Here is a 26,655-nt window from a genome sequence, read left to right as displayed (position 1 = left end):
GGATAAGACGGCGCCGTTATGCAGGCTACACGGCAGATCGCGGCCATGGGTCGCTCCTACTGGCCCCGGCCGCATCGGCGGACCGCCATGACCGTGAGGACCGATTCCTACGGCATCCGCTCCCACCCGGGCGACAGATCCGGCTGGTCGGCCAGGTGCGCCGGGCACTTGCCCTTGAGGTGCCAGGCGAAGGCGATGATCTCGGCCAGGGTGCGATAGAGCGCCTCGGGGATTTCCGCGCCCAGTTCCAGGCGCGCCAGGATGCGCACCAGGTCGGCGTTTTCGTAGATGGGCACCTCGTGCTCCCGGGCCGTGGCCAGGATGAGTTCGGCCAGTTCGGCATCGCCCTTGGCGGAGAGGATGGGGGCGCTGCTGCCGTCATAGGACAGCGCGATGGCCTGGCGGGCGGCGGTTGTACTCATGCGGTGTCGTCGATCCAGCGTTGTTCGAGGGTGGTGCGCGGATGGCGTGCGGGACGGCCCTGGCGGCTGCTGAGGTCGCCGACCACGAAGCCGGCCGCCAGCAGGCGTTCGCGCAGATGGGGCAATTCGGTATCGATCAGCGTCGCGGTGGCGCCTTTTTCCGCCCAGAATTCGCTCGACAGCCGGCCGCTGGCCAGTTGCGCCCGCACCTGCAGCGGCCCCAGCGGCGCCAGGTCGAAGGCCAGTTCCACCTTCCACAGGCTGTCGCGGGCTTCACCGTGGCTATCCGGCGGCGGTCGTTCTTCCTGGAAGCGCACCTGCACCGCACCGAGGCGCTCGCCATCGCGCCAGGGAATCTCGGTCTGCCAGGTGGAGAGGTAGTAGCCATCGGGCAGGACCTGGGTCTGGGCCAGGCTGGCCAGCTGGTGGGTCTGCAGGCGGGCGATGACGCCGGTGGCCAGTTGCAGCAATTCGTCGAGCTCGGCGTTGGCGGCACCGAGGCCGCGACCATCGCGTTCGCCCAGGGGAAAGTCCAGGGCGGTGGGTTGGCGACTGGCGGTGGCGGCATCACCCAGGGCCCGGCGCAGGGCATCGGGCAGATTCTGCTGGGCGGTCTGGATCGCGACCTGGGGATTGCGCAGGGCCTCGCCCGGCACGCTGGCCAGCAGGCGATCCACCAGGCGCAGCAGGTTGGCCTTGAAGTCTTCCTGGAGATCGGGACCGCCGCGATCCAGCAATTGCTGCTCCAGTTGCAGGCCACTGCGCGCCAGGGCGCGGGCCCAGCCCTGGGGCGTGCCCAGGGCCTCGGTGGTTTCCAGATTGGCCAGCAGGGACTTGAGCGCCGCGCCCACCGACGGCGGCAGCTCTGCCTCGGGAACGTCCTCCAGCCATTGCAGCAGGGCATTCATCGACAGCTGGCGCTGTCCCTGGCCCTGCAGTTGGCGATCGATGTCGAGCTGGTCGAGGCGCTGCGCCATGGGCAGCACTGTGACCTCCTGGCTGTCCTTGATCACCACGGTCAGCAGACTGCCCACCGGGACCGGGCGGGGCGATTCCAGCTTGAGCTGGCGACCTTCGAGACTGGAGCTCAGGGCCTTGGCGATCACCTCGTAGGTGGGCGTCGCGCCGGGCGGCTGTTGCAGCAGGCTGCTCAGCACCCGCAATTGCAGGGTCGTGCCCACCGGTAGCTGGCGCAGATCCAGCTGCTGCAGCGGCGGCGGTGGTGCGTCGCCCTCCAGGCTCTGCAGCAGCACCGCCAGCTGGGGGGAGCCGAGGGTGCTCACCAGCAACTGGCTGCCCACCGGCAGGTTGTTGGTCGGACTCTGGGTGGTGAGGAGGACGCTGCCGCCCTCGGCCAGCTGCAGTTGCAGCAGGAACTGGAAGCTCTGGCCGGCCGGACGGGTGGCAAGTACCTCGGCGGTCGCGGTGCTGCCGGGCGGGATCAGGTCGTCGAGGGATTGCAGGGCCTGCAGGATCTGCGCACCCGCGTCCGACGCCTGCGCCGCCGCGGCCCGGACGGGCAGGGCGGGCGTGACGCCGACGCTGGGTTGGATCGCGGAGATGGAAGTCATCGGGCAGGTCCGGTGGAATCGCCTGTGTATAATGGCGCGCCTTCAAGGGCGTGTGCCGGGTTAACGGCCAGCGCTCGACCGACTTTAGTGCCGTGAGATCCCCTGTCTTGAATCAGCCCCTGCTCGACGCCGTCGCGCTCCGTTGCGAACGGGGCGGTCGCCTGCTGTTCGACGACCTGAGTCTGAGCGTGGCGGCGGGCGAGTCGCTGCGGATCGGGGGCGTCAACGGCAGTGGCAAGACCAGCCTGCTGCGCATCCTGGCGGGACTGCTGCCGGCGGATGCGGGTAAGGTGCGCCGGCCCGCCGCGGCCGAATTGCTCTGGCTGGGCCATGCGCCCGGCATCGCCGAGGGGCTGACGGCGGTGGAAAATCTTCATGGCCTGGCCAATCTGTGGCGCCCGACCACGAGTGAGGCCTGCCGAGTCGCCCTGGCGGCGGTAGGGCTGGCCGACTGGGCGGACGAGCCCTGTGGGCAGTTGTCGGCTGGTCAGCGTCGGCGCGTTGCCCTGGCCCGGCTCCAGTTGCCCGAACCGCCGCGGCTCTGGCTGCTGGACGAACCCTTCACCGCCCTCGACGCCAGCACCTGCACGCAGCTGGAAGAGCGCCTGCGCGCCCATTGCGCGGCAGGCGGCGCCCTGGTGCTGACCAGTCACCGCGAACTGGAGGTCGTCCCCGAAGGGCATCGGCTGCTCTGGCTGGACGGTGGCCGATGAGCGGCGCCTGGTTGGCCTTCCTCAGGCGCGAAGGGCGCCTGGCCTGTCGCCGTCCGGCGCTGTGGCTCACGCCCCTGGCCTTCCATGCCCTGGTGGTGACCCTCTTTCCCCTGGCGCTGGGTCCCGACAGCCAGCAGCTGGCCGCCCTGGCACCAGGCCTCCTGTGGATAGCGCTGTTGCTGGCCTTGCTGCTTGGCCAGGAAGCCCTGTTTCGCAGCGACTGGCAGGATGGCTCGCTGGAGCTCTGGCTGCTGGCACCCCAGCCCTTGCCGCTGCTGGTGCTGCTCAAGCTGCTGGTGCACTGGTGCTTCGCCGGCCTCGGCCTGGTGGCCCTGACGCCGCTGCTGGCGCTGATGCTGGGGTTGCCCGCCGCGACCCTGCCGGCGACCCTGGCGGCCCTGACCCTGGGCAGTCTGGCCCTGACCCTGATCGGTGCCATCGGCGCGGCGCTGACCGTGGGCCTGGCCCGTGGCGGCCTGCTGCTGGCGCTGCTCAACCTGCCGCTGCAGATCCCGGTGCTGATCCTGGGCGCCAGTACCCTGGACGCGGCGCGTCTTGGCCTGCCGGTGACGGGGTTGCTGCTCTGGCTGGGTTGCCTGACCCTGCTGGCCCTGACCCTGGCGCCCCTGGCGGTCGCCGCCGGCCTGCGCATCGGCGTGGCCCAATGACGAGGACGACATGAACTGGACCTGGCTGCACCGCCTGGGCTCTCCCGCCATCTTCTATCGCCTGGCCGGCCGCCTGCAGGGGCCCTGCCTGGCGCTGGCCGGGCTGCTGCTGGCCGTGGGTCTGGTCTGGGGACTGTTCCTGGCGCCACCGGAGTACCAGCAGGGCGACAGCTTTCGCATCATCTATGTGCATGTGCCGGCGGCCTTGCTGGCGCAGTCCTGCTATCTGCTGCTGGCGGTCGCCGGAGCCATCGGCCTGGTCTGGCGCCTCAAGCTGGCCGACGTGGCCCTGCGTGCGGCCGCGCCGATCGGCGCCTGGATGACGGCGATCGCCCTGGCTACGGGGTCGCTGTGGGGCATTCCCACCTGGGGCACCTGGTGGATCTGGGACGCCCGGCTCACCTCGATGCTGGTGCTGCTGTTTCTCTATCTGGGCGTGATCGCCCTGGGGCAGGCCATCGAGCATCGCGAGAGCGCCGCTCGTGCCTGCGCCATCCTGGCCCTGGTGGGCTCGGTCAATCTGCCGATCATCAAGTATTCGGTGGAGTGGTGGAGCACCCTGCACCAGCCGGCCACCTTCAGCCTGATGGCGCGGCCACCGATGCCCGCCGCCATGTGGCTGCCACTGTTGGTGATGGTGCTGGCGTTCTATCTGTTCTTCGCGGGCGTCCTGCTGCAGCGGATGCGCCTGGAGGTGCTCAGGCGCGAGTGGCGCAGTCGCTGGGTACGCCTGGAGCTGGGGGAGGAGGGCGCGTGAGCGGAGTGGAATGGGCGCAGGCCCTGGGCATGGGCCGCCACGGCCTCTATGTCTGGCCGGCCTTCGGCCTGACCCTGGTCATCCTCGGCGGTCTGCTGCTGCACGGCTGGCAGGCGCGTCGCAGGCTGCAGCGAGCGTTGCGCCAGCGCTGGCGGCGGGAGCGGCAGCCATGAATCCGGTCCGCCGTCGTCGGCTGCTGTGGATCCTGCTGCTGTTGCTGGGCGTAGGGGGCGCGGCGGCGCTGGCCCTCAGCGCCCTGCAGCAGAACATCAACCTCTTCTATACCCCGAGCCAGATCGCCCGGGGCGAGGCGCCGCCCGCCACCCGCATCCGGGCCGGCGGCATGGTGGAGAAGGGCAGCCTGGTGCGCGCCGCGGATTCCCTGGCGGTGAGCTTCGTCATCACCGACTTCCAGCAGGAGGTGCGGGTGAACTATGCCGGCATCCTGCCGGATCTGTTCCGCGAGGGGCAGGGCGTGGTGGCCCTGGGCCGACTCGACGACCAGGGGCGTCTGGTCGCCGATCAGATCCTCGCCAAGCACGACGAGAAATACATGCCGCCCGAGGTGAGCCAGGCGTTGCGCCAGGCCGGGCGACCGCTGGACGGCGCGAGGCCGACGCCATGATCCCGGAATTCGGGCAACTCTGCCTGCTGCTGGCGCTCGTCATGGCCCTGGTGCAGGGCACCCTGCCACTGCTGGGCGCCTGGCGCGGTCAGGCCGACTGGATGCGCCTGGCGCGCCCGGCCGCCCTCGGCCAGTGGCTGTTCCTGGCACTGGCCTTCGCCGCCCTGACCTGGGCCTTTCTCCAGGACGATTTCTCGGTGGCCTATGTGGCGGCTAATTCCAATAGTCGCCTACCCTGGTACTACAAGGTCAGTGCCACCTGGGGTGCCCACGAGGGCTCACTGCTGCTGTGGGCGCTGACGCTGGCGGGCTGGAGTCTGGCGGTGGCCGCCTGCTCGCGTCAGTTGCCCCAGGCCCTGCTGGCGCGGGTGCTGGGCATCCTCGGGCTGGTGGCCACGGGATTCCTGACCTTCCTGGTGGCCACCTCCAATCCCTTCGCGCGCCTGCTGCCGCAATTTCCGCGGGAGGGCAACGACCTCAATCCGCTGCTGCAGGACCCGGGGCTCATCCTGCATCCGCCCATGCTCTACATGGGTTATGTCGGCTTCTCGGTGGCCTTCGCCTTCGCCCTGGCGGCTTTGCTGGAAGGGCGCTTGGACGCCGCCTGGGCGCGCTGGGCACGACCCTGGACGCTGCTCGCCTGGGCCTTTCTCGGCTGCGGCATCGTGCTGGGCTCCTGGTGGGCCTACTACGAACTGGGCTGGGGCGGCTGGTGGTTCTGGGATCCGGTGGAAAACGCCTCCTTCATGCCCTGGCTGGTGGGCACGGCGCTCCTGCATTCCCTGGCGGTGACCGAGAAGCGCGGCCTGTTCAAGGGCTGGACGGTGCTGCTGGCCATCGCCGCCTTTTCGCTCAGCCTGCTGGGGACCTTTCTGGTGCGCTCGGGGGTGCTGACCTCGGTGCACGCCTTCGCCAGCGATTCCACCCGCGGCGTCTTCATCCTGACCTTCCTGCTGCTGGTGGTTGGCGGTTCGCTGGCGCTGTTCGCCTGGCGTGCGCCGGCGCTCGGCGGCTCGGCGGCCTTCAGCCTGGCCTCCCGCGAGGCGCTGCTGCTGGTCAACAACCTGATCCTGGTGACCGCCGCCGCCACGGTCCTGCTCGGTACTCTCTATCCCTTGATCATCGACAGCCTGACCGGGGCCAAGCTGTCGGTGGGGCCGCCGTATTTCAACCTGCTGTTCGTGCCTTTGATGGCGCTGCTGATGCTGGCCCTGGGCGTCGGAGTGCTGGTGCGCTGGAAAAGCAGCCCGGGGCGCTGGCTGGTGCGCCTGCTGGCGCCCGTCCTGCTGGCTTGCGCCGTCCTGGCGGGGCTGGCCGGCTGGTGGCTGGACCAGCCCAGGGCGGCGATCCTGGCGGTGCTGGCGCTGGCGGCCTGGATCCTGCTGACCGCGCTGCGCGATGTGCTGGGCAAGGTGGCGGCGCTGGGCTGGCGCCGCGGCCTGCGCGGTCAGCCACGCAGCTACTGGGGCATGCACCTGGCCCACCTGGGGCTGGCGATGCTGGCCCTGGGCGTGGTGCTGGCCAGTCAGCTGGATGTGCAACGCGATCTGCGCCTGGTGCCGGGCGAGCACGTCGAACTCCAGGGCTATCGCTTCGGCTTCGCCGGCACCCAGCATTACGAGGGGCCCAATTTCACCGCCGAACGCGCCCTGCTGCAGGTCGAGCGCGAGGGGCGGGTGGTCGCCCTGCTGACCCCGGAAAAACGCCGCTACCTGGCCAGCGGCGCGGTGATGACCGAAGCCGCCATCGACGCCGGCCTGAGCCGCGATCTCTATGTGGCCCTCGGCGAGCCGCTGGGGCAGGGCGCCTGGGCCGTGCGCCTGCAGATCAAACCCTTCGTCCGGCTGATCTGGCTCGGTGGCCTGCTCACCGCCCTGGGTGGCCTGCTGGCCCTGGCCGATCCGCGCTATCGCCGCCGGCGATCCTCTTCCCCTGCCGCTGCCGCGGAGTCCGCCTGATGCGCCGTCGCCTGTTGCTCTGCCTGCCACTGCTGGCCTTCCTGGTGCTGGCCGGCTTGCTCTTTCGCGGACTCTATCGCGATCCCCAGGCCCTGCCGTCGGCGCTGGTCGGCCAGCCGTTTCCGGCCTTTTCGCTGCCGGGCGTACAGGACGAACGACTGTTCACCCGGGAGGATCTGCTCGGCCGCCCGGCGCTGGTCAATGTCTGGGGCACCTGGTGCGTGGCCTGCCGGGAAGAGCACCCGGTGCTCACTCGACTCAAGGCCGAGGGCGTGGTGATCCACGGCATCAACTACAAGGATGACAACGCCAGCGCCCGCCGCTGGCTGGCGGAGTTCCACGATCCCTACCAGCTCGATATCCGTGACGACGAAGGCCGGCTGGGACTGGACCTGGGTGTCTATGGCGCGCCGGAGACCTTTCTCATCGATGCCCGCGGCGTGGTGCGCTATCGCCATGTCGGGGTGATCGATCAACGCGTCTGGGACACCGACCTCGGGCCGCGCTACCGGGCCCTGGTGGCGACGCCATGAGGGTCGGCTGGCTGCTGCTGTTGCTGGTCTGGTCGACCCTGATTCAGGCGGCCATCGACCCCTATGGCTTTCACGACGACGCCGAACGCGCGCGCTTCCAGGCGCTGACCCGCGAATTGCGCTGCCCCAAGTGCCAGAACCAGGACCTGGCCGATTCCAATGCGCCCATCGCCGGCGATCTGCGCCGCGAGATCCAGCGCCTGATGGCGGCCGGCCAGGGCGATGACGAGATCATCGCCCACCTGGAGCAGCGCTACGGCGAATTCATCCGCTATCGGCCGCCCTTCGAGGGTCGCACCCTGCTGCTCTGGCTGCTGCCGGGCCTGGGTCTGCTGGGCGGCGCCGGGCTGCTGCTGGTCCTGACGCGGCGGCGCCGCCCGGAGCAGACGCTGAGCGACGCCGAACGCCAGGGACTGGCCGCGCTGCAGGCCGAGGAGGAGGAGCCAAGATGCTGACCTTCTGGGGGCTGGCGGGACTGCTGCTGATCCTGGCGGTGCTGATCCTGCTGGTGCCGCTGCTGCGCGGTGGACGCGTCATGGCGGACCAGCGGGCGGAGCTCAATCGGACGCTTTATCGAGAACGCCTGGCCGATGCCCGGGCGCGGGCCGCACGCGGGGAGCTGGATACCCAGGCGCTGGCGCTGGCCGAAGCCGAGGCGGGCCGCAGCCTGCTCGCCGACAGTCCGGCCGAGGCTTCTTCGCCGCTGCGCCACGGCCGGCGCCTGGGTATCACGGTCGCCCTGGGTGGCCCGGCCCTGGCCCTGGGGCTCTACCTGCTGCTCGGCGCCTGGCCGGCGCTGCAGCTCAGCCAGCGCCTCGCCGCGGCGCCGGCTTCGCCCCAGGCGCTGCTGGCCGACCTGCAGGCGGCGACGCGACTGCAACCCCAGGCGACCGACAACTGGTATCTGCTGGCACGGGCCTATGCCGGCCTGGGCCGCTACCAGGATGCCGTGGCCGCCTTCGAGCAGGTCATCCAGCGTGATGGCCGGCGCGCGGAAGTCCTCGGGCAACTGGCCCAGGCCCGTTTCTTCGCCGCGGGGCGTCAGCTGGATGCGCGCACTCAGGCCCTGGCCGACGAAGCCCTGGCCGCCAATCCTGGCGAGCCCACCACCCTGGGCCTGCTGGGCATGGCCGCCTACGAACGGGGGGCCTACGCCAAGGCGGCAGGCTACTGGCAACGCCTGGTCGCCGTGCTGCCACCAGGGGATCCCCTGCGCGACACCCTTGCCCAGGGCGTCGCCCGGGCGGAGACGGCGGCACGGGCCGCCGGTCAGGCGCTGACCACGCCGGGGCTGGACGTGGAGGTCAGTCTGGCGCCCGCGGTGGCGCAGCGGGTGCGGCCCGAGGACAGTGTCTTCGTGCTGGCGCTGGCGGTGGATCAGCCCGGCCCACCGCTGGCGGTGCGGCGGCTGAGTGTCGCCGATCTGCCCCGCCGGGTGCGGCTGGATGACCGCGACGCCATGCTGCCCCAGCGCAAGCTGTCCGACCATCGACGGATCCGACCGGTCGTGGTGATCGCCCGGGGCGGCGATCCGTTCGAGGGGGACTGGCGACACGAAGGGCCGCCACTGGAGCTCTCTTCTAGTGCGTTCAGCCTAATGCGCGTGGAAGCCGCTGATGCCATTGCGCCATGATCGGGCGGAATCTTGATATGCAGGGCAGGGAAGGCATGTACACCTATGAAGACGCCGTCGCGGCGACCAGCGAGCTCTGTCGCCAGATCGAGAACGTCCCGGCCCGGCGGCGGGCGGTGCGCGAAGACTTCTATCAGCGTTTTGGCGATACCGACAACGACGGCCTGAGCTATGGCGACTCGGAACTGGCCTTTCTCGACTGGGAAATCCAGGCCGGTGTCCTGGATCCCGTAAGCGGCAGCGCCTGGTGGCGCAACGTCAATCTGCACTTCATCTACCTGGCCGAGCTGGCCGGCTGCCTGGCGCAGCATGGGCTGCCCGGCGACCAGGCGCCCTATCCGACGCGCTGCTGGCTGACCTTCATCGCCGATCCCACCCCGCGGCACTGGTACCGGGCGCACAATGCCTCCATCCTGGCCGGCTTTGCCCTGCATGAGGCGGATGCGCGGGCGGAGAATGAGGTCGGTCAGCTGTTTCTCAACATCACCCTCTACCGGCTGATGTTCGCCCAGGCGCTGGTGGAAGAGGCGACGCTGTTCGCCGAGCTGGGGGCCTTGCTGGGCGATCCGCGTGGCTTTTCGGTCAAGTTGCTGGTCAGCCTGGCCGAGTTCTATCCGCCGCATTATCCCCTCACCGATGCGGATCGCGAGGTGATCGAGGGCCACGGCCTGGGTATCGAGGAGCTGGGCGTGCGCCTCATGGACGGCTGGATTCGGCTGGAATTGCCTCGCCTCTACCGCGAGGCCGCGGTCTGGAACCAAGCGCCCGAGCTGCTGGACTACCTGGATGGCACCGCGCCGTGCTATCCGCCGGCCGTGGACCGCTGCGCCGAGCGCGCAGCGGTCCAGGTGGTGGCGCTACTGGAAGGCGTCCTCGCCGGGCAGGACCTCGCGGTGCCCGAGCAGGGCACGCGCGGTCTGCAGGCCGGATAGGGTCGCCGACTCCACGCAGCCCATGTTGAAGCCGTTGTCGATCCAGTCGCCGGTCAGATAGAGATTGCGGCAGACGCTGCCGTCGGTGGCCAGCCGATAGCGGCTGCTGCCGGCCACGCTCTGCACATAGCGCTCGCTGGGATCGACGTTGGCTCGCCAGTATTGATAGTCGAAGCGCGCCGCGCCCTGGACCTCGGTGGGCGCCAGCAGGAAGTCCCAGCGATAGCCCGCCGGGGTCACGGCTGCCGGCCAGTAGGCGCCCAGGTTGCCGTTCATGAGGTCGAGGAAGGCCTGCTTCACCTTGGCGGCCTCCTGCTGCGGATAGTCATCCTTTTTACCGATGGGCGGGGCGGCCGCGGCAGCGAAAACCCCGCAGAAATAGCTGATGTCCGCCGGTGGCATGCCGCTCGACCAGTCTTCGCGGTCCACCAGGTAGCTGACATCCGCCCAGGAGTCCATCGCCTGGGCGGCGAAGCCCAGCAGCTCGGGCGCCTGCCCACCCTGAGGCGAGCCACTCCAGCCCAGTTGCCAGGCGTCGCGGTTCTGCCAGAGCTGTACCGCCTGGGTGGCGACGGTGGCCACCTGCCGGCTCATGCGCGCGAACGCCGGGTCCAGGGCGCAGAGGCTGGGGGCGAGGTCGGCCAGGCCGGCCACGGAGATCCCCAGCACCACCTCGTCGAAGTCGCGGTCGACCTGCAGCTCCAGCTGCTCGACGCCCTGCCAGCCGCTCCAGTTGGATTCCAGGTTGATCTGGCCAGCCTGCAGCTCCCGGGCGATCTGCTCGTCGAGCTGGTCGTACAGCGGCGCCGAAGGCCAGCAGGGCAGGCCCTTGACGTCCACCAGTGGTTGGTAGGCGTCGCCCTTGAGGGTGACCTGGCGCTGGATCTGCAGGCGTGTCACCCGCGGCCCCTGACCGTCGTCGGCGGCTTCGATGGCGGTGACCTGGTGGAAGAAGCGGAAGTCCACGCCACGGCGGGCGAGCACCTCGTAGTAGGGCGCGAAAACCACGTCGCCCATGCCGGCCTGCATGCGCCAGATGAAGGCGCCCTTGGCGGTGGTCAGGGCCAGCAGGGCGGCACGCAGCACGGTGCCGGCCTCGACGTCGGGCTGGGCGAGGTCGCTGTCGCGATAGGCGAAGATGCCGCCGTGCAGGGACTTGAGCACCGCGCCGTCGAGGGTCGCGGCGCTGGCGCCGTGGCGGCTCAGCCAGGCCTGGAAGGTCTCTTCGTTGAGCGCCGCGAAGCCCTTGGCATAGACCTCGTCGGCGAGCATGCCGATCAGCACGGTTAGGCCGAAATCCATCAGCAGCCACAGCCGGTGGGCCTTGACGTGGGTCTGGCTGTGGTCGTGCAGGATGTCGCCGAGCAGGCCGCGGAGCCTGCGCAGCAACGCCAGCAGCACGGGATGGTCGACGCCGTCGGGCAGCGCCGTGCGGGCCTGCCGTAGTTGTTGCTCCGCCTCTTTGAGTGCCAGCTCCTGCAATTCTTCCCGGCAGTGCGCGCGCAGCCGAGCGAACAGGCCGCCTGGCGTGGCGGCGGCCGGGGTGTCGTCCACCTCGCCCAGCCGCAGCAACCACTCCAGCAGATCGCCGAGGGCGGCCATGAAGGGTTTGGGATTCCAGCCCTCACCGGGCTTGCCGGGCAGGGCCAGGGTATCGATGGGCCAGGTGGTCCACTGCCCCTGGAAGGCATCGGCGAAGGCGGTATGGGAATGCGGGAAGAAGGCCTCGTCGAGGGTCGCCAGGGGCGCGCCGGCAGGCCGGTCCAATTCCTCGTAGCACTGCCTCAGGCTGTGGAAGGCGTTGTAGTAAAAGCCGAACCAGACATGGATGCCATGTTCCTCGATACGCTGGTGGTCGGTGGCATTGCGCCCGCTGGCCCCTTTGCCGCCGAGACGCCAGCCCTGCTGGTACAGGGTGATCTGGTAACGGTCCTGCCAGTTGGGCTCACTAGTAAGACGAAAGGCGGTGGTGACGGCGGACACGCCGCCACCCAAGATGGCGATCTTGCGGACAGAAGGTACAGCGTCCATGCGTATTGCTCCGAAGTGTGCAAATTGTTGCACCAGTGGACGTAAGCCAGATGATGGCTAGGGTAATATCACTTTATCGAAAAGTTCCCTTGAGACTTTAGCAAGGCAACGGAAATAGTTGAGGCGCTGGCCAGGCATTGCCCGGTCGGCCGAGGATCGAGGCGAACGCGGTGTTGAGGATTCCAGGCTACAGCTGCAAGACGCGGGTGAGCGAAAGCCGCCATGCCCTGATCTACCGCGGCACGCGCCTGGCCGATGGTCAGCCGGTGATCCTCAAGCAGCTGGCCGCCGACTATCCCACGCCCCAGGCCCAGGCCGGGCTGCGCCACGAATTCGAACTGACCCGCCGCGCCAGTGCCAGCGGCGCGGTGAGCGCCGCCCTGGAACGGCTGGAATACCAGGGGCGCCAGGTGCTGGTGCTCGAAGACATCGGCGGCACCGACCTCGCCGAGTTGCTCGCCGGCGGACCGCTGGCGCTGGACGACTTCTTCGACTGGGCGCTGGCCATCGTCCGGGCCCTGGCGCGACTGCACCGGTTGCGCATCGCCCACAACGACCTCAATCCGCGCAACATCGTCTGCAACCGCACCACGGGCAGCCTGCGGCTGACCGATCTGGGCATCGCCACGGCCTTTGGCACCGTCCATGGCAGCGATGCCCGCCTGGAGGGCTCGCTCACCTATCTCGCCCCGGAGCAGAGCGGGCGGACCGGGCGCCATCAGGACTATCGCAGCGACTTCTATGCGCTGGGCGTGACCTTCTACGAGATGCTCGCGGGCGAGCCGCCGTTTCGCGCCCAGGACCCCCTCGAACTGGTGCATGCGCACCTGGCGATGCGTGCGCCCTCGCTGGTCGAACGGGTGCCGACGGTACCGCCGATGCTGGCGGCGCTGGTGGACAAGCTCATGGCCAAGGCCGCCGAGGAACGCTACCAGGGCTGCTACGGCATCCTGCGCGATCTGCAGCGCTGCCAGGCGGCCCATCAGGCCGGCGAGCGGGGGGCCTTCGCCCTGGGCGAGCAGGATCCGCCGGCACGCCTGATGCCGGTACGCACCCTGCAGGGGCGCGGCGCGCCGCTGCGTTTGCTCGAAGAGGCGCTGGCCCGGGCGACCCTGGGCCGGATCGAAGCCGTCTTCGTCAGTGGCAGTTCCGGGGTGGGCAAATCGGCGCTGGTGCAGGCCTTCGTCCGTCGCCAGGGCGAGCGGGTGCTGCTCGCCCACGGCAAGTTCGAGACCCTTGGCAACGGCGTGCCCTATGGCGCCCTGCGCCAGGCCGTGCGCGAACTGGTCGAGCTCGGCCAGAGTCTGGGCGAAGCCTTCGCCGACCGTCTGGTCGAGGCCCTGGGCGGCAACGCCGGGGTGCTGACCGAGGTCTCGCCCGAGCTGGCCACCTGGCTCGGGCCCCAGGCACCGGTGGCCGAACTGCCGCCGCTCCAGGCCGAGCAACGCTTCGACGAAGCCGTGATCGCGCTGCTGCTGGCCTTTGCCACCGACACCCGACCGCTGTTGCTGTGGCTGGACGATCTGCAGTGGGCCGACAGCGCGTCGCTGCGTCTGATCGAGCGCCTGCTGGCGCGGACCGATCAGGGGCCGTTGCTGCTGGTGGCGACCCATCGTGAAGAACAGCTCGCCGGCAGCGCCCTGGAGCGCCTGCTCGGCGCGGCGCTGATCCGCACCCTGTCGCTGGGTCCACTGTCGCGGGTGGAGATCGAGCGACTGATCGCCGAACTGCTGCCGGCGCCGGCGGCGGAGCAGGCGGCCCTGGCCGGGCTCTGCCTCGACAAGACCCTCGGCAATCCCTTCTTCATCGAGCAGTTGCTGCGCAGTCTGCAACAGGAAGGCCTGCTGGAGTTCGACGGCGAGCAGGGTCAGTGGCACTGGGACCTGGCCCGGCTGCAGGCCCTGGACGTCTACGACAATGTTGTCGACTTCATGGTCGGCAAGCTCAAGGAGCTGCCGGCCGGCACCTCGCAACTGCTGCAGTGGGCAGCCTGTCTGGGCACCCATTTCTCCAGCGATCGCCTCGCCGCGCTGATGGCGGAATCGCCCGCGGCGATCCGCCGCCTCTGCCAGGCGCTGGTACAGGAAGGCCTGCTCACCGAGCCCGAAGGCGGCCCGGCGGGGGAGCAGACGCCCACGCACTACAGTTTCCTGCACGATCAGGTACGCCATGCCGCTCACTCGCTGCTGGCACCCGCCGAACGCGAGCGGGTCCACCTGCGCGCCGGTCAGCTCTATCTCGCCGAAGGCAGCGCCACGCGGCTGGACGCGGTCAATCACCTCAACCTGGCGCGGGCGCTGATCGAAGCGCCCGCCGAGCGGCTGCAGCTGCTGGAGCTCAATCTGGACGCCGCGCGCAAGGCGCGCCAGGCCAATGCCTATCCCGCCGCCCAGGAATTCCTGCGCACGGCGGTCGTGCTGATCGACGATGCGGCCTGGGAGAGCCGCCATGAGCTGCTGTTCCAGCTGCATCGGGAATGGGCCGAGGTCGCGCACCTCTGTGGCGATGCCAACGAAGCCCTGCGCATCTGCGAAGTGCTGCTGCCACGGGCGCTCACCATCTTCGAGGAAGCCGGGGTGCGGGCGCTGCAGATCGACCTCTACAGCGGCCTCGGGCGCTTCACCGAAGCCCTGGTGGTGGCCAAGGCCGGCCTCCAGGTGCTGGACGAACCCTGGCCGGAAGCGCCGGACGCCATCAACCAGGCCATCGGCGCCGACAGCGCCGAGGTCGAGGCCTGGCTCGCCGAGCGCAGTCCGGCGGCGCTGCTCGACCTGCCGCGCATGGAAGATCCGCGTGCCCAGTTGCTGATCCGCCTGCTGGGCCTGCTCTGGGGGCCGGCGATCAACGTCGACCTGCCGATGAGCCTGCTGGCGGTCATGCGCATCGTCAAGCTGTCGATCCAGTACGGCAATGGCGATCTTTCGCCCTTCGGCTATGCCAACTACGGCTCGCTGCTGTCGGCCTTCCACGGTCGCTACGAACTGGGTTACCAGGTCGGGCGCCTGGCCGTCGACCTGGTCGACCGCACCGGCAATCTGCCGCTCAAGTGCAAGGTCTACACCATGTTCGCGGTGACCAACAGTCCCTGGTCGAGCCCCCTCGCGGACAACGTCGCCCTGCTGCGCGAGGCCCTGGCCGCCGGTCAGCGCACCGGCGAGATCATCTTCACCGCCTACAGCGCCTTCCACATCCTCAAGCACCTGCAGCACGCCGGGGCGCCGCTGGACGACATCCTTGGCGAAACCGCGGAGATCGAGCGGATCCTGCTGGGCATCGGCGATCCCAACACCCTGGAGGTCTTCACCATCCTGCGCCAGTCGCTGCGTCTGCTGCAGGGGCTCACCCCGGGTCAGGAGTCCTGGGACGAAGAGGGCCAGGACGAAGCGGCGCTGGTGCGGCAGATGCAGGACAGCGGCCATGTGCTCTGCCTGAACTACTACGACTTCAACAAGATGCAGGCGGCGCTGCTGTTCCGCCGGCTGCCCCAGGCGCGGCAGCACGCCGAAGCCATGGAAGCCTCGCTGGCGGCGAGTTTCGGCTGGTTCAGCATCGCCGAGCACGCCTTCTATCAGGCGCTGATCCTGCTGGCCGAGGGCGAACTGGCGGGTGAGGCGCTGGCCAAGGTCGAGGTCGCCCAGAAACGGCTGAACGGCTGGGCGGCGCACTGCCCGGAAAACTTCGCCCACAAGCGCGACCTGGTGGCCGCCGAGCGGGCCCGCCGCGAGGGCCGGGTCGAAGCGGCCATGGATCTCTACGAACAGGCCCTGGAATCCGCGCGGTTGCACGGCTTTCGCCAGGGCGCGGCGCTGGCCGAGGAACTCTATGGACGCTTCTGGCTGGAACAGCAGCGTCCGCGGATCGCCCGGACCTACCTGCAGGACGCCCAGCGCAGCTATCTGCACTGGGGTGCCGCGGCTAAGGCCCAGGCGCTGGAAAACGAATTCCCCCACTGGCTGCGCGTGGCCGAGGCCACTGCCCTGACGGTGCAGCGCACCCAGGGCCAGGCCACCAGCGAGATGATGCGGCTGGACTGGCTGTCGGTGCTCAAGTCGCTGCAGACCATCTCCAACGAGCTGGCGCTGGATCAGCTGCTGGCGCGGATGATGCGCATCATCCTGGAGGAGGGTGGCGCCCAGCACGGCCTGCTGCTGTTGCCCGAGGGCGGTCGCTGGCTGGTGCAGGCCTCGGTCTGCAGCGGCTCGGCCGCGCCCAAGGTGCTGCAGGGTCTGCCACTGGCGCTGAACGAGCAGGACTCCGGCGAGGGCCAGGTGCCCCTGACCCTGGTGTCCCACGTGATCCGTCAGCGCGAACCGGTGATCCTCGACGACGCCGCTCGCGCCGGCCGCTTCGTCCGCGACGCCTACATTCGCGCGCGGCGCCCGCGGTCGGTCTGTTGCCTGCCGGTGCTGCGCCAGGGGCGCCTGATCGGCATCCTCTATCTGGAAAACAACCTGCTGGCCCAGGCCTTCACCCCGGGTCGGCTGCAGGTGCTGGGCATCCTGGCCACCCAGGCGGCGATCTCCCTGGAGCACGCGCAGATCTACGAAACCCTGGAGCAGCGCGTCGGCGAACGCACCCTCGAACTGGACCAGGCGCGCATCCGGGCCGAGGAAGCGGCAGCGGCCAAGTCGCTGTTCCTGGCGACCATGAGTCACGAGATTCGCACCCCGCTCAATGCGGTGATCGGCCTCAGCCGCCTGACCCTGGGCACCCGGCTGTCCGGCGAACAGCGCGGCCACGTCGGCAAGATCCTCGACTCCGGCGAGACCCTGCTGGGGGTGATCAACGATGTCCTCGACTATTCGCGCAACGAAGCCGGCGGTACCCAGCTCGAACAACTGGGCTTCAACCTGGGCAAGGTGCTCGAACGCACGCTCAATCTCTGCGCCATCAAGGCCCACGAGAAGGGCGTCGAACTGGTGCTGGATTGCGGTCCGGACATTCCCCTGGCGCTGGAAGGCGATCCGTTGCGCCTGCAGCAGGTGCTGGTCAATCTGCTGAGCAATGCGGTCAAGTTCACCGAGCGGGGCCATGTGCTGATCCGCGTCGGCGCCGTCTGTGAAGCGGGCCGGGCCCATTTCAGCCTGGCGGTGGAAGACACCGGCATCGGCCTGACCGAGGCGCAGCAGGCGCAACTCTTCCAGCCCTTCACCCAGGCGGATGGCTCCATCAGCCGTCGCTACGGCGGTACCGGCCTGGGCCTGGCGATCTCCCGCCAGCTCACCGAACTCATGGGCGGCACCCTCGACGTCCATAGCGAAGCCGGGCGCGGCTCCTGCTTTACCCTGCGTCTGACCCTGCCGGTGGTGGGCGAGCCGGAGCGACTGCCCAGCCAGACGCCGCGGCAGGTCCTGCTGGTGGACGACCACGGCCTGGCCCGGCGCACCCTGGGGCAACGCCTGCGTGAACTGGGCATGCAGGTGGTGGAAGCGGAATCCACCGAGCAGGCCCTGGCAGCCATGGCCACGGCGGTCTTCGAACTGGCCATCGTCGACTGGCGCCTGGGCGCCGAGGATGGCCTGGCGCTGGCGCGCCAGTTGCGCTTCCGTCAGCCGGAGCTGGCGCTGACCCTGCTGGCCTCGCCCTACGAGGCGGAAGAGGTGCGCAGCCTGGGCGAGGATCTGCCTGGCCTGGAACTCCTCGACAAACCGGTCACCGGTCCCGCCGTGCAGCGACTGCTGTCCGGGCTGGGCCTGACACCGGTGACCGCGCCGACGGTGGGCCAGAGCGTGGTGGATCTGCAGGGCATTCGCCTGCTGCTGGTGGACGACAACGCCATCAACCGCCAGGTGGTCATCGGCTTCCTGCAGGGCAGCGGCATCCTGATCGACGTGGCCGAAGATGGCCAGGCGGCGCTGGACCAATTGGAGCGGCAGCGCTACGACCTGGTGCTGATGGACGTCCATATGCCCCGCCTGGACGGCCTGTCGGCCACCCGCGAATTGCGCACCCGCCCGGCGCTGGCCGCGCTGCCGGTCATTGCCATGACCGCCAACGGCCTGCCGGGCGATCGCGAGCGGTGCCTGGATGCGGGCATGAACGATCACCTGGTCAAGCCGCTCGATCCCGCCGAGCTGTTCCGCATCATCGCCGCCTGGGCCAATCTCGAGCAGCTGCAGCGCGCCGAGCGCAAGGCGGTGGAAGAGGGGGTGGATGTGAAGGAGGTCGGCGTGCTGGCGCGGGCGCGGGCCAGTGCGGTGCTCGAACCCGAGTCGGCGCTGCGCCTGCTGCGCGGCAGCGCCCAGCTTTATGAACAGCTGATGCGGGATTTCCGCGTGCAACAGGCCGAACTGCCCGGGCGGATCGCCGCCTGGCGCGCGGCCGATGATGTCACCGCGCTGTTCGAGTGCGCCCACGGTCTGCAGGCTACCGCCGCCTATGTCGGCGCCGGCGCCTTGCAGGACGCGGCGCAACGCCTGACCACCCGGATCCGGCTGGCCCAGCCCATTGGCGAGGAGGTGCGCCGTCTGCAGGACGAGGCCGAGCGCTGCCTGGCGTCGCTCGACGAAATCCTGGTCGAGGTCGCGGGCGGCGAGGAGGCCGCCGTCGAGGAGCTGGAAGCCCTGCTCGAACGCCTGGTCGAACTCCTGCAGACCTCGGATTTCGCCGCCGAGGAGGTGCTCGACACCCTGTTGCGTGCCTGCGTGAACACCCCCCACAGCACCGACGTGGTACGGATCCGCGAATGGGTGAACGACGTCGAGTTCGAACACGCCGCCGATGCCACCGCGGATCTGCTGCGGCGCGTGCGGCATGCCGGACAACGGTCGGGATAGGTGCCGATGGAGGGGCGTCGTCCCGACCTGCCGTTGATCCTCATCGTCGACGATCAGAAGAGCAATCTGCGCGTCCTCGGCGATCTGCTGCGCAACGAGGCGCGCATCATGCTGGCCAAGAGCGGGGTCCAGGCGCTGACCAAGGCCGCCCGCGAACACCCGGATCTGATCCTGCTGGACGTGGTGATGCCCGGCATCGACGGCCTGCAGCTGATCCAGCTGTTCAAGCGCCGCGCCGAGACCAGCGCCATCCCGGTGATCTTCATCACCGCGGCCAACGACCTGCACCGCGAGGTGGAGTGTTTCGAACTGGGCGCCAGCGACTTCATCCAGAAGCCCTTCAATCCGCTGGCCGTGCTGGCGCGGGTGCGGCTGCACCTGCAGCTAGCCCGCCAGCGGCGGCTGCTGGAGGAGCTGGCGCACATGGATCCGCTGACCGCGGTGGGCAATCGCCGCCGCTTCGACGAGCAGCTGACGATCGAGTGGCAGCTGGCGGTCAGCCGGCGGGGTTCCCTGGCCATCGCCATGCTCGATATCGACTACTTCAAGCAGTACAACGATACCCACGGCCATGGCGCCGGGGATCAGGCGCTGGCGCAAGTCGCCCAGGTGCTGGAGCAGCGCATCCGCGAGCGGGACTGCCTGGCGCGCTACGGCGGAGAGGAATTCGTGCTCTTGCTACCGGGCGCTACGCGCACGGCGGCGGAAGCGGTGCTGGAACGCTGCCGGCAGGGCATCGCCGAATTGCGTATCGCCCATCCGCTGGCGGAGGACCGTCTCTGGCTGACCATGAGCATGGGCCTGGCCTGCTGCAATCCGACCCCCGAACAGAGCCCGGACGGCCTGCTCAAGGCGGCCGACAACCTGCTCTACCAGGCCAAGGCCGAAGGGCGTAATCGCCTGGTCAGTCGCAGCTTCTAGACGTCTGGCGCAACGCCCTGGGACGCCAGCTCCTGGCCACCCTTGACCAGATGCACCCGGTTGCGGCCTTCGGCCTTGGCCTGGTACAGCGCCTGGTCGGTGCATTCGATGAAGGCTTCGTGATCGTCGCCGCTCTGCGGCTGGATGCTGCCGACGCCGATGGAGATGGTGACGAAGCCGAGGTCGCTGCCGGAGTGTGCCACCTGCAGCCGTTCCACCCCGGCACGGCAGGCTTCGGCGACCTTGAGCGCGCCCTCGGCGTCGGTCTCCGGCAGCACCATGGCGAATTCCTCGCCGCCGTAGCGGGCCACCAGATCGGCCGGGCGCTTGAGTTGCTCGGTGAGTACCGCCGCCACCTTCTTCAGGCAGAGATCGCCGCTGAGATGGCCATAGGTGTCGTTGTAGCGCTTGAAGTGGTCGACATCGCACAGCAGCAGCGCCAGCGGCTGGCGGTTGCGCCGGGCGCGCAGCCATTCGCCTTCGTAGGTCTGGTCGAAATGGCGGCGGTTGTTGATGCCGGTGAGGCTGTCGATGGCCACCAGCTTCTGCAGCTGGATATTGGCTTCGGCGAGCTGGCGCTGGCTCTCGCGCAGGAAGCGAAAGGCCTCGTCGCGCTGGGCGCGCAGGACGTGGGCCTCGGAGTGGTAGCGCACCCGCGCCAGCAGTTCCAGCTTGTCGGGCAGCTTGACCAGATAGTCGTTGGCACCGGTCGCGAAGCTCTGCGCCTTGACCTGGGGATCCTCCTTGGAGGAGAGCACCACGATGGGCACGTCGCGCAGCGCCGGTTCGGCGCGGAAGCGCCTGACCGTTTCCAGGCCGTCGATCTCGGGCATGATCAGGTCCTGCAGGACCACCGTGGGCTTGAGTTGCAGGGCCATGTTGACCGCCTGGTGCGCGTCCAGGCAGTAATGCAGCTCGATGTCGGGCTGATCGGCGATCATCCGCCGCAAGGCTTCGATGATGATCAGCTGATCGTCCACCAGCAGCAGGCGCACCTTGGGTGCGTTCAGGCTGTCCTGGGCGTTACCCTCATGCGTGGCCATTACTGCGAGTCCTTGTGCGGGCGGGGTCGGGCGTCCCGCGTCTCTTCTTGGCCAATCCCTGCCACTGCGCCGTCCAACGCTCCTGTTGGCGACCTTTCATGTCATGTTACGCGAGCCGTTGCCGAAGCGTCTTTGCAGCCAGGCGCCGATCTGCGCGGGGCTGAGAATACGCTCCGCGGCGCCCATTCTAACCGCAGCCGCAGGCATGCCGTATACGGCGCAGCTGGCCTCATCCTGGGCCAGGGTCGGGCAGCCGCTCTGGCGCAGGGCATAGAGACCGCTGGCGCCATCGCGGCCCATGCCGGTCAGCAGGATACCCAGAGCCTTGCTCGCCCGCAGCGGGTGGCTGGCGAGCTGGGTAAAGAACACATCCACCGACGGACGATAGGGGTAGTCCACCGGCTCGGCGGTATAGGCGAAGCGGCCATGCTCATCCAGCAGCAGGTGGTCGTCACCCAGGGCCACGGCGACCTGGCCGGGCTCTGGCAGGGCGCCGGGCAGGGCGGCGGTGACCGGCCAGGCGATCTGGGTGCCGAGCCAACCGATGAAACTGGGGGCGAAGCGGCGGTCGATATGTTGCACCAGCACCACGCTGGCCTCCCTGGTGGGCGCCCAGGCCTCGAACAGGCTGACCAGGGCCGCCGGTCCGCCCGTGGAGGCTCCGATGGCGACCAGGCTGTCGCAGGTGGCCGCGGCCGCGCTGCTCGGCGTGGCAGCGGTGGCCTGGGGCGGGCGCGTGGCCCGGTCGGGCAGCCGCACCAGGGGTTCGATACGGGCGATCTTGCGCAGCAGGGCGCCGCCATCGGCACCACCGCTCAAGGCCGGGGTGGCGGTCACGTCGAGGGCACCGGCGCCCATGGCGCGAAACACCCCTTCGCAGTCGTCGGGGGTGGCGGTGACCATGAGGATGGCGCAGGGCGACTGCGCCATGATCCGGCGCGTCGCCTCGATGCCGTCCAGGCGGGGCATCTGCAGGTCCATGAGGATCAGATCCGGGCGGTCCTCGGCGCAGCGCGCCACGGCTTCCTCGCCGTCATGGGCGATCCAGGCGACCGTATGGCGCCCGTCGCCGATCAGCAGGCGACGCAAGGCCTCGGTGGCAAGCAGCAGATCGTTGACGATGGCGATTCTCATGGCGCTCCGATGAGGTCCTGCACGGCGGTGATCAGGGCGTCGTCGTGGAAGCTGCCCTTGGTCAGATAGTAGTCGGCACCGGCCTGCATGCCCTTGAGCCGATCTTCCGGGCGATCCTTGTAGGAGACGATCATCACCGGCAGGGCATGCAGACGCGGATCGCGGCGCACCAGTTCCACCAGCTCGATCCCGTTCATGCGCGGCATGTCGATGTCCGACAGCAGCATGTCGAATTCACCGGCGCGCACGGCGTTCCAGCCGTCCATGCCGTCCACCGCCACCTCCACCTGATAACCCTGGCCTTCAAGGAGCTTGCGCTCCATCTCGCGCACGGTGAGGGAATCGTCCACCACCAGGATCCGCTTGACCCTGCGGCTGTCCGTGGCCGCGCCGCTCTGCACCTGCCGCAGGCGGCCCTCGCCGAGCAGCCGCTCGATGCCGGTGAGCAGGTCGGCGACGTCCAGCAGGAGCACCGGACTGCCGTCGTCGAGCAGCGCCCCGGCGATGACCGAGCGCAGCTTGCCGAAGATCTCGTCCAGCGGCTTGAGCGCCAGGCCCTGTTCGCCGCGCAGGCGATCCACCACCAGCCCGTAGCGCCGCTCGCCGCCGCCGATCACCAGCACGGCGAGATCGCCGCTGGGCGGCGCGCCGTCCAGTTCCAGCAACTGATGCGCCGCGACCAGCCCCAGGCGATCCTCGCCGAGCAGGAAGAAGGCCTTGCCCTCCAGCGAGTGCACCTCGGCCGGGTCCAGGCGCAGCACCCGCTCGATGCGATTGACCGGCAGGGCATAGGCCTCGCCGGCGATGTCGACGATCAGCGCCCGGACGATGGAGCGACTGACTGGTACCAGCAGGCGGGTACTGAAGCCCAGCCCCGGCCGGGTTTCCAGGCGCACCTCGCCATCGAGGGCGCGAATGGCGTCGGCCACCACGTCCAGACCCACCCCGCGACCGGACAGCTCGGTCACCGTCTCCTTGAGACTGAAGCCGGGCAGCAGCAGAAACTCCAGCAACTCCGCCGGGCTCAACTCGGCGGCCACCAGCGCCGGACTCAGGCGCCGGGCGATGACCGCGGCGCGGATGCGTTCCAGGTCCAGGCCGCGGCCGTCATCGTGCAGGCTGACCTGCAGGCGCCCGGCGACATGGCGGGCCTCCAGGCGGATCTGCCCGCACTCGGGCTTGCCCAGGGCGCGGCGTTCGGCCGGGGTTTCCAGGCCGTGGTCGACGGCGTTGCGCAGGAGGTGATTGAGCGGGCTTTCCAGGCGCGCCAGCACCTCTCGATCGATCAGGGTGTCGGCGCCGTCCACCTGCAGCACGGCATCCTTGTCCAGGCCCCGGGCCAGGTCGCGCACCAGCCGCGGAAAGCCCTGGACGGCATCGCGCAGCGGGCGCATGCGCACCCCCAGTACCTCGTCCAGCAGCCCCCGGCAGACCCCGAGCAGGCGCCGCTCGTAGGCTTCCAGGGCCTGCAGTTGCTGCTGATAGCGATCGAGCAGGCCTTCCTGGCGCTGACGCACTTCGCTGCTGACCGCCTGGACCTGACCGAACAGGCCCTGCAATTCCGCGCGATAGCCCTGGAAGCCCTGGACCAGGCCATGCAGGCCAAGGCCCATCACCCGGGCTTCGCTGGTGAGGGCGAGAATCTGGTTGAAGCGACCGCTGTCCACCCGCAGCGGGTCCCGGCCGCGCTCGGCATCGGGCGTTGGTTCTTCGGGTGCGGCAGGTGCCGGTGCCGGCTCCTGCGGGGCGACCGCGGCCGCTGGCAGCGGAGCGCCCACGCCAGCGCTCAGCGCCTGCGCCAGCGCCCGCTGGCTATCTCGCTGTTCGCGCTGCCAGCGCTGGCTGGCGGCCTCGTCCAGGCGACTGACCTCGCCGAGGACGTCGACGCAGCGAAACAGCCGATCGATATCCGCCGGGCCAAGCTGGCGACGTCCGGCCTGGACCGCGACCAGGCAGTCCTCCATGGCGTGGGCCAGCTCCACCAGGCCGTCGAGGTCGACGATGCGCGCCGCGCCCTTGATGGAATGGGCCGCGCGCATCATCGGCTCGATCACCCCGGTGTCGCTGGGGTCGCGCTCCAGCCGCAACAGCCCGGCATCCAGCGCCTGCAGGTGACTCTGCACCTCGCTGGCGAAGAGATCGTAGAGCGACATCTCGCGCACGTCGCGCGGTGGCTGACTCATCGCAGCGCCTCTTCCAGGGCCCGCTCCAGCCGCGGCAGATCGAGCAGGCCGACCTGGTGCGCGCCTTCGCGATAGACGCTGCCCAGGTAGCTGAGCAAGTCGCCGCCCAGGATGGCTGGCGGCGGCCGCACCTCGCCAGGGGCATAGCGCTGCAGGCCCAGCACCTCGTCTACCTGCACCGCCCAGTCGCGGCGCCCGACATGCAGCAGCAACAGCCGCGGAAAGCCGCGGGTCTGTTCAGCCGGCGCCACCGCCAGCAGCAGCTCCAGGGCGATGCAGGGCTGCAGCTGACCGCGCACCGGGACGATGCCGCGCAGCAGTGGCGAGCGCCGATGCGGGACGCGGTGCACGGCGGTGGGTTCGGTGGCGGTCACCAGGCAACTGCCCGGCAGCCCCAGCCATTCCGCGCCGAGGCGAAAGACCAGCGCACTGGCCGAGCGCGCCTGGCGATCGTCCAGGGGCTCGGCATAGTGCTCGGCCCAGGCGGCGCGCTCCAGGGCGCTGAGTTCACGGTTCAGGCTCATGCCTCGTCACCGGCGCGGGTCTGGATGCGCGCGGCCCGTTCGCGCAGACGTCCGGCTTCGTCGAGTCGACCGGCTCTTTCACAGATCAGCGCCAGGCGACAGAGGGCGGGATAGTGCCCTGGCTCCAGATAGAGTGCCTGGCGCAGCGCCCGCTCGGCTTCGGCGGCGCGGGCGTCGGGCAGGATCAGCGCCAGCAGGAAGTGGGCACCGGCCTGGCTGCGATCCGCCTCGAGCAGGCTGCGCAACAGCGCCTCGGCTTCGGCGCCGCGCCCGGCATCGGCCAGGCGCTGGGCTTCTTCGAGCGGCGCCGGGCCGGCGGAGACGGGGATAGCCGGGGCAGGTGAATGCGTGCTGCTGGCGCGCAGGCGTGCAGGCAGGTTCGCCGCCGCGGGTGGGCGCGGTGCGGCCTTGCGCCGTGGCGGCGCAGCCGGCGTAGGCGGACGCGCTTGTTCGGGGGCGGCCGCCTGGCGTTTGACCAGGGCGGAGGCGTGGGCCACGCCCAGGCTGGCGAAGCCGTGCCGCATGGCGCTGACCATCTCCGAACTGCCGACGCAGAGCAGGCCGTCGTCGTGCATGAGCGCGGCCAGGTGACTGAGGGCGCGGCCCTGGGTCTGATCTTCGAAATAGATCAGCAGGTTGCGGCAGAGCACCACGTCGAAGGCGGTGCCGTCGCGCAGGCTGCCTAGCTGCAGGATGTTGCCCTGGCGAAAACGCACCTGATTGCGCACCCGTTCGGCCAGGCGATGGCGATCGCCCTCGGGGTCGAAATAGCGATCGCGAAAGCCGAGGTCGCGGGCGCGAAAGGAATTGCGCCCATAGAGGCCGCGGCGGGCGCGCTCCAGGGACGGCTCGTTGATGTCCACCGCGGTCACCTCGAAGGCCGCAGCCGGCAGACCGGTATCGAACAGCGCCATGGCCAGGGTATAGGGCTCTTCCCCGGTGGAGCAGGGCAGGCTGAGCAGCCGCACCGGCGCGCTACTGCGGGCGTGGCGCTCCTGGGCGAAGCGGGCGGCGTGGGCGATGGCCTGGGGATCGCGAAAGAACCAGGTCTCGGGGATGACCAGCAGGTCCAGCAGGTCGGCGAATTCGCCTTCGTCGTCGAGGATGCGCGCCATATAGGCCTCCGCATCGCTTTCCTGGCGCTCGCGCAGGCGCTGGCGGATGGCGCGACCGAGCATGTCGTCGGCGATGGTTAGGCCGGTGCGCGCCCGCACCAGGGGCGCCAGCCGGGGATCGAGCTTCACGCGGCCTCCTGGAACAGCAGGGCGGCCAGGGCTGGTGATAGCAGGCGATCCGGCTCCAGCCACAGCCAGAGGCCCTCGGGCGTCTCCAGCACCTCGCCGAGCCAGGGATAGTCGGGCAGGCGGACGCCCGCCGGTCGCGGCACGCTGGCGGAGATCCGGCGTACGCCGGCGACGCCTTCCACCACCAGGCCGAGCGGCCGGCTGTGGCCATCGGGCAGGGTGAAATCCACCAGCAGGATGCGGGTGTCCTGGCGCGCCCGGGCACCCGGGCCGCCGCTCATGGCGGTGACATCGACCACCGGGATCGCCGCGCCGTGCAGGTTCATCAGGCCGGCGACGCCCGCCGGCGCAGCAGGAAAGCGGGTGAGTTGCAACAGGGGCAGCACCTGGCGGATCGCCGTCGTCGGCAGGGCCGCCGCAGCATCGGCCAGCTGGAAGATCAGGATCTGCATGGTCAACGGGTGACCGAGAAGGTGGCGACGCTGCTCTGCAGGTCCTGGGCTGCCTGTTGCAGATACTGGACCGCCTCGCTGGTGGCCTTGAGCGCCTCGGTGGTCTGCTGGGTGCTGTCGTTGAGCTGGGTGATGGTCTCGGCGATCTGGCCGGCACCCACCGCCTGGGACTGCATGCCCTCCAGGACGATGTCGAACCGCGCCGGCAACTTCTGCACGTCCTCGATCACCCCGGCCAGTTGATCGCTGACGCTGGCCACCTCCTGCACGCTGCGGCGGATCTCCTCGGAAAACTTGTCCATGCCCATGACGCTGGCGGAGACCGCGGAATTCATGTCCTTGAGCATCTGCTCGATGTCGTCGGTGGCCGCGGTGGTCTGGTCGGACAGCCGGCGGATCTCGGTGGCCACCACCGAGAAGCCGCGGCCCGCCTCACCGGCCTTTTCCGCCTCGATGGCGGCGTTGAGTGACAGCAGGTTGGTCTGGTCGGCCACCTTGGTGATGGTGGTCAGCACCTTGTTGATGTGGCTGGATT

At 69.5% G+C, this 26,655-nt stretch carries 22 protein-coding genes; 12 read left to right on the top strand and 10 right to left on the bottom strand.

The features are described 5' to 3' along the window. Window positions 1–107 precede the first annotated feature (107 nt). Window positions 108–422 (bottom strand): EscU/YscU/HrcU family type III secretion system export apparatus switch protein, encoded by a 315-nt coding sequence (locus GSQ95_RS21745; RefSeq protein ID WP_133861112.1) that lies wholly within the window; start codon window positions 420–422, stop codon window positions 108–110. Beyond that, the gene (locus GSQ95_RS21740; RefSeq protein WP_158891195.1) at window positions 419–1,993 is read right to left on the bottom strand and encodes a flagellar hook-length control protein FliK; all 1,575 of its coding nucleotides are present in this window, start codon (window positions 1,991–1,993) and stop codon (window positions 419–421) included. The genes GSQ95_RS21745 and GSQ95_RS21740 overlap by 4 nt, the downstream gene beginning before the upstream one ends. 107 nt (window positions 1,994–2,100) lie before the next feature. On the opposite strand from GSQ95_RS21740, the gene ccmA reads away from it, so the two are divergent. The 10 genes from ccmA to GSQ95_RS21690 are packed head-to-tail and all read left to right on the top strand — an operon-like array spanning window position 2,101 to window position 9,812. Beyond that, complete coding sequence (ccmA, locus tag GSQ95_RS21735; RefSeq protein ID WP_158891193.1) at window positions 2,101–2,706, top strand: cytochrome c biogenesis heme-transporting ATPase CcmA; 606 nt, start codon at window positions 2,101–2,103, stop codon at window positions 2,704–2,706. Further along, window positions 2,703–3,374, top strand: coding sequence for a heme exporter protein CcmB (gene ccmB / locus GSQ95_RS21730; RefSeq protein ID WP_158973902.1), 672 nt, complete (start codon window positions 2,703–2,705; stop codon window positions 3,372–3,374). Before ccmA ends, ccmB begins: the two co-directional genes overlap by 4 nt. 10 nt (window positions 3,375–3,384) lie before the next feature. Next, window positions 3,385–4,131: a heme ABC transporter permease gene (locus tag GSQ95_RS21725; RefSeq protein ID WP_158896844.1), complete on the top strand. Its 747-nt coding sequence runs from the start codon at window positions 3,385–3,387 to the stop codon at window positions 4,129–4,131. Next, on the top strand, window positions 4,128–4,304 hold the full coding sequence (gene ccmD, locus GSQ95_RS21720; RefSeq protein ID WP_158896845.1) for a heme exporter protein CcmD: 177 nt from the start codon (window positions 4,128–4,130) through the stop codon (window positions 4,302–4,304). Before GSQ95_RS21725 ends, ccmD begins: the two co-directional genes overlap by 4 nt. Further along, on the top strand, window positions 4,301–4,756 hold the full coding sequence (gene ccmE, locus GSQ95_RS21715) for a cytochrome c maturation protein CcmE (protein ID WP_158896846.1): 456 nt from the start codon (window positions 4,301–4,303) through the stop codon (window positions 4,754–4,756). Before ccmD ends, ccmE begins: the two co-directional genes overlap by 4 nt. Then, window positions 4,753–6,714: a heme lyase CcmF/NrfE family subunit gene (locus GSQ95_RS21710; protein WP_158973900.1), complete on the top strand. Its 1,962-nt coding sequence runs from the start codon at window positions 4,753–4,755 to the stop codon at window positions 6,712–6,714. Before ccmE ends, GSQ95_RS21710 begins: the two co-directional genes overlap by 4 nt. Beyond that, window positions 6,714–7,247, top strand: a complete 534-nt coding sequence (locus tag GSQ95_RS21705) for a DsbE family thiol:disulfide interchange protein (RefSeq protein WP_158897114.1) — start codon at window positions 6,714–6,716, stop codon at window positions 7,245–7,247. The genes GSQ95_RS21710 and GSQ95_RS21705 overlap by 1 nt, the downstream gene beginning before the upstream one ends. Then, entirely contained in the window at window positions 7,244–7,702 is a 459-nt protein-coding gene (locus GSQ95_RS21700; protein ID WP_158897115.1) for a cytochrome c-type biogenesis protein, read from the top strand. Before GSQ95_RS21705 ends, GSQ95_RS21700 begins: the two co-directional genes overlap by 4 nt. Then, window positions 7,696–8,880 carry a c-type cytochrome biogenesis protein CcmI gene (gene ccmI, locus GSQ95_RS21695; RefSeq protein ID WP_158897116.1) on the top strand — a complete coding sequence of 395 codons (1,185 nt, stop codon included), beginning with the start codon at window positions 7,696–7,698 and terminating at the stop codon, window positions 8,878–8,880. The genes GSQ95_RS21700 and ccmI overlap by 7 nt, the downstream gene beginning before the upstream one ends. A 17-nt stretch (window positions 8,881–8,897) precedes the next feature. Next, a complete protein-coding gene (locus GSQ95_RS21690) occupies window positions 8,898–9,812 on the top strand; it encodes a hypothetical protein (RefSeq protein WP_256664682.1) in 915 nt (304 codons plus the stop codon). Here GSQ95_RS21690 and GSQ95_RS21685 read toward each other — a convergent pair. Beyond that, window positions 9,738–11,843, bottom strand: a complete 2,106-nt coding sequence (locus GSQ95_RS21685; protein WP_158897117.1) for an NAD(P)-binding protein — start codon at window positions 11,841–11,843, stop codon at window positions 9,738–9,740. The genes GSQ95_RS21690 and GSQ95_RS21685 overlap by 75 nt on opposite strands. Before the next feature lie 170 nt (window positions 11,844–12,013). Here GSQ95_RS21685 and GSQ95_RS21680 point away from each other — a divergent pair, with 170 nt between their 5' ends. Then, complete coding sequence (locus GSQ95_RS21680) at window positions 12,014–18,619, top strand: response regulator (protein WP_158897118.1); 6,606 nt, start codon at window positions 12,014–12,016, stop codon at window positions 18,617–18,619. Between the two features lie 6 nt (window positions 18,620–18,625). Further along, window positions 18,626–19,540, top strand: coding sequence for a diguanylate cyclase domain-containing protein (locus tag GSQ95_RS21675; protein WP_158897119.1), 915 nt, complete (start codon window positions 18,626–18,628; stop codon window positions 19,538–19,540). Here the strand turns inward: GSQ95_RS21675 and GSQ95_RS21670 are convergent. From GSQ95_RS21670 to GSQ95_RS21640, 7 genes are all read right to left on the bottom strand, one after another. Next, on the bottom strand, window positions 19,537–20,583 hold the full coding sequence (locus GSQ95_RS21670; RefSeq protein ID WP_158973898.1) for a diguanylate cyclase: 1,047 nt from the start codon (window positions 20,581–20,583) through the stop codon (window positions 19,537–19,539). The two genes, GSQ95_RS21675 and GSQ95_RS21670, sit on opposite strands and share 4 nt — an antisense overlap. Window positions 20,584–20,679: 96 nt before the next feature. Beyond that, the gene (gene cheB, locus GSQ95_RS21665) at window positions 20,680–21,717 is read right to left on the bottom strand and encodes a chemotaxis-specific protein-glutamate methyltransferase CheB (RefSeq protein WP_158892314.1); all 1,038 of its coding nucleotides are present in this window, start codon (window positions 21,715–21,717) and stop codon (window positions 20,680–20,682) included. Further along, the gene (locus GSQ95_RS21660; protein WP_158892316.1) at window positions 21,714–23,900 is read right to left on the bottom strand and encodes a hybrid sensor histidine kinase/response regulator; all 2,187 of its coding nucleotides are present in this window, start codon (window positions 23,898–23,900) and stop codon (window positions 21,714–21,716) included. Before GSQ95_RS21660 ends, cheB begins: the two co-directional genes overlap by 4 nt. After that, window positions 23,897–24,424, bottom strand: a complete 528-nt coding sequence (locus GSQ95_RS21655; protein ID WP_158892318.1) for a chemotaxis protein CheW — start codon at window positions 24,422–24,424, stop codon at window positions 23,897–23,899. Before GSQ95_RS21655 ends, GSQ95_RS21660 begins: the two co-directional genes overlap by 4 nt. Continuing rightward, entirely contained in the window at window positions 24,421–25,668 is a 1,248-nt protein-coding gene (locus GSQ95_RS21650) for a protein-glutamate O-methyltransferase CheR (protein ID WP_158892320.1), read from the bottom strand. The genes GSQ95_RS21655 and GSQ95_RS21650 overlap by 4 nt, the downstream gene beginning before the upstream one ends. After that, window positions 25,665–26,120 (bottom strand): chemotaxis protein CheW, encoded by a 456-nt coding sequence (locus GSQ95_RS21645; RefSeq protein ID WP_158892322.1) that lies wholly within the window; start codon window positions 26,118–26,120, stop codon window positions 25,665–25,667. The genes GSQ95_RS21650 and GSQ95_RS21645 overlap by 4 nt, the downstream gene beginning before the upstream one ends. A 2-nt stretch (window positions 26,121–26,122) precedes the next feature. Next, window positions 26,123–26,655: methyl-accepting chemotaxis protein (locus tag GSQ95_RS21640; RefSeq protein ID WP_256664681.1), on the bottom strand; the 533-nt coding region annotated here is incomplete at its 5' end.

It is taken from the genome of Pseudomonas sp. BAV 4579 (assembly GCF_009765395.1).
GTDB lineage: Bacteria > Pseudomonadota > Gammaproteobacteria > Pseudomonadales > Pseudomonadaceae > Chryseomonas > Chryseomonas aestiva.
Note: the sequence above shows the minus strand (reverse complement) of the source record. Positions and strands in the feature narration are given on the sequence as shown.